The sequence below is a fragment of the Vibrio sp. V43_P6S15P86 genome (assembly GCF_009904725.1).
Classification (GTDB): Bacteria; Pseudomonadota; Gammaproteobacteria; order Enterobacterales; family Vibrionaceae; genus Vibrio; species Vibrio diabolicus.
In genome coordinates, this window is the sequence record NZ_WXWT01000483.1 from 1 (window position 1) to 5,680 (window position 5,680).

General features: G+C 45.8%; 5 protein-coding genes. All 5 read left to right on the top strand.

What is annotated here, in order from left to right; translation table 11 throughout:
* The first annotated feature begins 21 nt into the window (after positions 1-21).
* Complete coding sequence (gene yfbV, locus CAG69_RS21605) at positions 22-474, top strand: terminus macrodomain insulation protein YfbV (RefSeq protein ID WP_005380809.1); 453 nt, start codon at positions 22-24, stop codon at positions 472-474.
* 330 nt (positions 475-804) lie between these two features.
* Positions 805-1,770 (top strand): ABC transporter substrate-binding protein, encoded by a 966-nt coding sequence (locus tag CAG69_RS21610; protein ID WP_161446173.1) that lies wholly within the window; start codon positions 805-807, stop codon positions 1,768-1,770.
* Positions 1,771-1,944: 174 nt separating this feature from the next.
* Complete coding sequence (locus tag CAG69_RS21615; protein WP_047010058.1) at positions 1,945-2,880, top strand: ABC transporter permease; 936 nt, start codon at positions 1,945-1,947, stop codon at positions 2,878-2,880.
* The gene (locus CAG69_RS21620) at positions 2,877-3,671 is read left to right on the top strand and encodes an ABC transporter ATP-binding protein (RefSeq protein WP_005396631.1); all 795 of its coding nucleotides are present in this window, start codon (positions 2,877-2,879) and stop codon (positions 3,669-3,671) included. The genes CAG69_RS21615 and CAG69_RS21620 overlap by 4 nt, the downstream gene beginning before the upstream one ends.
* Positions 3,672-3,812: 141 nt before the next feature.
* Complete coding sequence (malZ, locus tag CAG69_RS21625; protein WP_161446175.1) at positions 3,813-5,639, top strand: maltodextrin glucosidase; 1,827 nt, start codon at positions 3,813-3,815, stop codon at positions 5,637-5,639.
* The last annotated feature ends 41 nt before the right edge of the window (positions 5,640-5,680 follow it).

The window sequence follows — 5,680 nt, forward strand, 5'->3', positions numbered from 1 at the left end:
ATTTTTTAGTGAGAGAGCGGTATGAGTAATAAAGTCGGATTGATCCATAGCCTGAAAGATGGCCAGAATTACATGGAGATCTGGCCGGTTCGTAAAGAGCTAAGCGCCATATTTCCGGAACAGCGTATCATTAAGGCGACTCGCTTTGGCATTAAAGTCATGCCAGCCGTCGCTGCGATCAGCGTACTCACTCAAATGGCATTCAACAATTACCACGCGTTACCTCAATCCATTGTTGTCGCCTTGTTTGCGATAAGCTTGCCACTTCAAGGCATTTGGTGGCTTGGTGCTCGATCCAACACGAAATTGCCGCCTTCTTTGGCCTCTTGGTATCGGGAGTTGCATCAAAAAATTGTGGAAACAGGTTTTGCATTAGAGCCTGTCAAAGCTCGCCCTCGTTACAAAGAGCTTGCGATAATATTGAACCGAGCGTTTCGCCAGCTCGATAAGTCGTCATTAGAGCGTTGGTTCTAATTTAAATTGTTTGAAATGGAGTGTGCACTGGCCGCTCCATTTTTGATCTTGCCTCTATTACCTACTTTGACGGTCGTTGATGAAGCGAGCGAAGCTTTGTTTACCAAAGATTCTTTCCGGATGAAGAAGTCCCCCCGATCACAAATGTTGCTTTAGTGTTAAATCTTTCTTTTCTTTACTAAGACTTAGTAGTAATAATAAAAACAAGATGCGCAAGAAGTGCACAGTTATACGAACACAACAATACCGCCTTCAAACATTTGAATTCACGAGTCGATACACATATTGAAAGCTCGTGAAACAAGGACGAAGTCACATCAAGGAGTTATGATGAAAACGAAACGTTTATTAGCCACCGCCGTTCTATCAGCTACTGCTATTTTCTCTTCTACCAATGTACTGGCCGCCACTGCAACTGTCGCAGTTTCACAGATTGTCGAACACCCGGCGTTAGACGCGACGCGCCAAGGGTTACTTGATGGTTTGAAAGCGAAAGGCTACGAAGAAGGCAAAAATCTAGAATTTGATTATAAGACCGCACAGGGTAATCCAGCGATTGCGGTGCAAATTGCCCGTCAGTACGTCGGTGAAAATCCTGATGTGTTAGTTGGCATCGCGACACCTTCGGCACAAGCTTTGGTGTCGGCTACTCGCTCTATTCCTGTTGTCTTTACTGCGGTAACAGATCCGGTTGGTGCGAAATTGGTTAAGTCGATGGAACAACCAGGCAAAAACGTAACTGGCCTGTCTGATCTTTCACCCGTTGCTCAGCATGTCGATCTCATCCAAGAAATTCTTCCTCAGGTGAAAAGCATCGGGGTTGTATTTAATCCCGGTGAAGCTAATGCCGTGACTTTAGTTGAATTACTAAAAGAAAGCGCAAAAGCAAAAGGCATACAAGTGGTTGAAGCGACCGCACTAAAAAGTGCTGATGTTCAGTCTGCGACTCAAGCGATTGCAGCGAAATCAGACATTCTTTACGCCCCAACAGACAATACAGTTGCAAGTGCGATTGAAGGGATGATTGTGGCAGCGAATCAAGCGAAGAAACCTGTATTTGGTGGCGCGACGTCGTATGTCGAAAAGGGTGCAATTGCAGGCTTAGGTTTTGACTACTACCAGGTTGGTGTACAAACCGCGGATTACGTGGCGGCGATTCTTGATGGTCAAGAACCAGGCAAGCTGGATGTAAAAGTCGCGACGGGCTCTGACCTTGTAATTAATGAAAGCGCAGTATCTAAGCTCGGTATCAAGCTGCCAAGTTCTGTGGTTGAACGTGCGACAAGCATGCAATAAGTAACGCTCTTTTGGGGTTAAGCCTGTCACGTTGGTTGGTATAGGCTTGCCCCAAAGTTGATACTCGCCGGATTTCTCGTGCAGAGCATTCTGCTAAAGAAGAAGGGAGTATACGTTAGAAGTCTTAAGTTCAGGTTGGTATTAGCCAGCCTGAACATGCAGAAAGGAGCAGTTATGTCTGCATTTGCTTTTTTTGGCGCACTCGAAATTGGCTTAATTTATGGCCTAGTTGCCTTGGGTGTGTATCTTACGTTTCGTGTTCTCGATTTCCCCGATTTGAGTGTGGATGGCAGCTTTCCAATGGGAGCGGCGGTGGCTGCAACGGCGATTGTCGCAGGTATTAATCCTTGGCTTGCGACAATAATGGCGATGGTAGCCGGTAGTATGACGGGGTGGGTAACCGCTTTTCTGGCTGTTCGATGTGGTATTTTGCACCTGTTAGCTTCCATTCTTACCATGATCGCGGCATTTTCAATTAATATTCGTATTATGGGCAAACCTAATATGGCGTTGCTTGGAGAGGATACTATTCTCACGCCGTTTGAAGCCTTGGGCGATCCGATGTTCATTCGTCCTCTGGTTGTTGGGGTCTTAGTTCTTTTGTCCGCTTTCTTTGTGATTCGCTTGCTCAACAGCGACTTTGGTCTTGGTTTACGAGCCACGGGCGTGAATGCGCGTATGGTTTCTGCGCAAGGGGCGAGCACTGGTTTTTATACCTACTTTGGGTTGGCTTTATCCAACGGTTTTGTCGGATTCGCAGGCGCGTTGTTTGCACAAACGAACAGCTTTGCAGATGTGACCTCTGGCGTGGGCACCATTGTGGTTGGTTTGGCTGCTGTGATTTTGGGCCAGACCCTTATTCCCGGGCGAAAAATTTGGGTTGCGGTATTTGCTGTCATCATCGGTTCGGTACTTTATCGTCTTGCAGTGGCTTTCGCTTTGAGCTCTGGCATGTTTGGTTTACAAGCTTCAGACCTCAACCTTGTTACCGCAGTATTGGTGGCTGTGGCGCTTATTGCTCCAAAGCTAAAACAGAGCATGAGAGCGAAACAACGCGTTACCGATGCTAAACAAGCGGCATCAAAAAATGGTTCGGGGGAGGCGTTATGATTGAACTTAATAACATTCAGGTCACGTTCAACCCAGGGACGATTTTAGAAAATCGTGCATTGAAAGGCGTCTCTTTAGAGGTTCCAGAGCATCAATTTCTTACCGTGATTGGATCTAATGGCGCAGGAAAATCGACGTTGCTTGGCGCGGTAACTGGTGAGACGCCGATGATAGGTGGTCAGGTGATCATTGATGGCAAAGACGTCACCAAGCAGACGGTTGCCCAACGTGCGACGCAATGCGCACGAGTGTTTCAAGATCCATTGGCCGGAACCTGTGGAGAGCTAACGATAGAAGAGAACATGGCTTTAGCGTACATGCGTGGTAAAAAACGCAGTTGGGGTTTGGCGCTTTCAGCTAAACGTCGCAAGTTGTTCCAAGAGCGAATTAGCATCCTAGGGCTTGGTTTAGAAGATCGTCTGGGCGATAGCATTGGCTTACTGTCCGGTGGACAACGACAAGCCGTTAGCCTTGTGATGGCGACGTTATCGGAGAGTAAGTTGTTATTGCTTGATGAACACACGGCTGCGCTTGATCCTCGTATGGCGGCGTTTGTTATCGACTTAACTAAACGTATTGTCGATGAGTTCGATTTAACCGTGATGATGGTGACGCATTCGATGAAAGACGCATTAGCATGTGGCGATAGGACCGTAATGCTTCACCAAGGTGAAATTGTGCTAGATGTGGCTGGAGAGCAGCGCGCTAACATGCAAGTACCAGACTTGTTGGATATGTTCTCCAAAGTGCGTGGTGAAGAGCTTGCAGATGACAGTCTCTTGTTGAACTAAGCGGTATCCGACAAGTCACTACGCCTACTAAGTGTGATCCTCCTTGGGAAAATTGGCTGATATGTCAACTCGCAAGGAGGATTTCTTGTCTCTCATTCTTCAATAACATAGTGGCATATCCGATGACGAGGAGTGCCCATAATGAACCTGCCATTTATTTTTCATAGTCAAACTATTGATGGTTTAGCTTTTAATCACGAGCAAGTCACAGTCAGACTGAAAACCGAGACATTGGATTTTGATTCCGTATATGTGCGTCTTGAGCCGGACAATGAAGAATGTCTGGTCGACATGACTCAAGTAGGAACTGCTGGGGAATTGTTACTATGGGAAGCATCGTTCCGACCAAATCGAGATCGAGATGTCACACATTATGTGTTTAAGCTCCTCAAAGACGGACAACAATACTGGCTCGATGCACGAGGCGTACAAAAGCGTATTCCACCCAAAGAGTTCCACTTTAAGTTGAATGTAAACCATCAACCACCAAGCTGGGTCCAAGAGCAAGTGTTCTATCAAATCTTTCCTGACCGTTTTTCTGCTAGTAAAAGTGAATCTGACATTCGTAAAGCTTATGCTCAGCATGATTCAGAAGCGATCATTAAATCGTGGGGAGAAGCGGTAGGCTCTCACCAAAATACCGGGGCACGTGAATTCTTTGGCGGCGACCTCAAAGGTGTGGAACAAAAGTTGGACTATCTTGAACAGCTCGGCGTTACTGCGCTTTATTTTAATCCGATCTTTTCTTCACCAAGTAATCATAAATACGACACCACCGATTACTTCACTGTTGATCCTATGTTTGGCACCAATGCTCAGTTTGCGGAACTGTGTGAGAAGATTCGCGGTAAGAATATGAAGATTGTCTTAGACGCGGTGTTTAACCACACGTCAGTGCATCATCCTTGGTTTGATATCCAACAAAAAGGAGAGGGGGCGTATGGTCATCCGCATTCAAAGTTCCGCGATTACTACTTTTTCGAAGGCGAAACCAATCATTATATCGGTTGGAAAGGCATTGGTAACTTACCGGTTCTGAACTTCGAAAATGAACAAGTGCGTGACTATATCTATCAAAGCGAAGCATCTGTCATTAAGCACTGGCTTAAGCCACCATACTCAGTCGATGGTTGGCGATTTGATGTTATTCATATGCTTGGCGAAGGAGAGGGAGCGAAAAACAATGCTCATTATGTTGAAGCGTTTCGCCATGCGACGAAGTCAGTCAATCCGAATGCCTATGTGCTAGGTGAGCACTTTTTTGAAGCAACACAGTGGCTGCAAGGTGACCAAGAGGATGGGGCGATGAACTACTACGGTTTCGCTCATCCAGTTCGAGCTTTTATCGCGCAGCAAGATATTATGTATGAACCAATCAACATTGATGGTTTGGAGTTTAAAGCATGGTTGGACGAAGCCAGAGCAAAAATTCCATTTTCGAATCAGCTATCGCAGCTAAATCAACTCGATAGTCATGATACTGCTCGTTTTATCACACTGGTTGATGGTGATAAGCGTAAAATGAACATCGCACTTGCTCTGCTCATGACATACGTCGGTACACCTTGTATTTACTATGGGAGTGAAGTCGGACTAGAGGGAGGGCTGGATCCGGATAATCGTCGCTGTTTCCCTTGGAATGAAATTGAAAACTCAGCATGGCTGTCGATTTACAAGCAATGGATTTCGATACGTAAACAGTACAAGTCTTTACAGTCTGGTAGTATTCAATGGCTGCATTGCGATACCAACGTGCTGGCTTATGCGCGCGTACTTGGAAGTGAAGCGATCGTTGTTGTGATGAATCTAAGTGGCGATGAGGGTTCAATTGACTTGCCTCTGTGGCAACTTGGTTTGGAGGCAACCCATCTTTCGTCACTGCTGGATGGACGCGAACTTATTGATTATAAGGGTCATCTTTCTGTCAATATGCCTGCGCAGAGCTTCAAATTGTGGCAACTAAAGTGACACTACGTTCTATATTGATTAAACTTCTTTAATATATAAAC

Coding starts and splice junctions, on each gene's coding strand:
- CAG69_RS21610 (WP_161446173.1), top strand. CDS start 805: ATGAAAACGAAACGTTTATTAGCCACCGCCGTTCTATCAGCTACTGCT.
- CAG69_RS21615 (WP_047010058.1), top strand. CDS start 1,945: ATGTCTGCATTTGCTTTTTTTGGCGCACTCGAAATTGGCTTAATTTAT.
- CAG69_RS21620 (WP_005396631.1), top strand. CDS start 2,877: ATGATTGAACTTAATAACATTCAGGTCACGTTCAACCCAGGGACGATT.
- malZ (WP_161446175.1), top strand. CDS start 3,813: ATGAACCTGCCATTTATTTTTCATAGTCAAACTATTGATGGTTTAGCT.
- yfbV (WP_005380809.1), top strand. CDS start 22: ATGAGTAATAAAGTCGGATTGATCCATAGCCTGAAAGATGGCCAGAAT.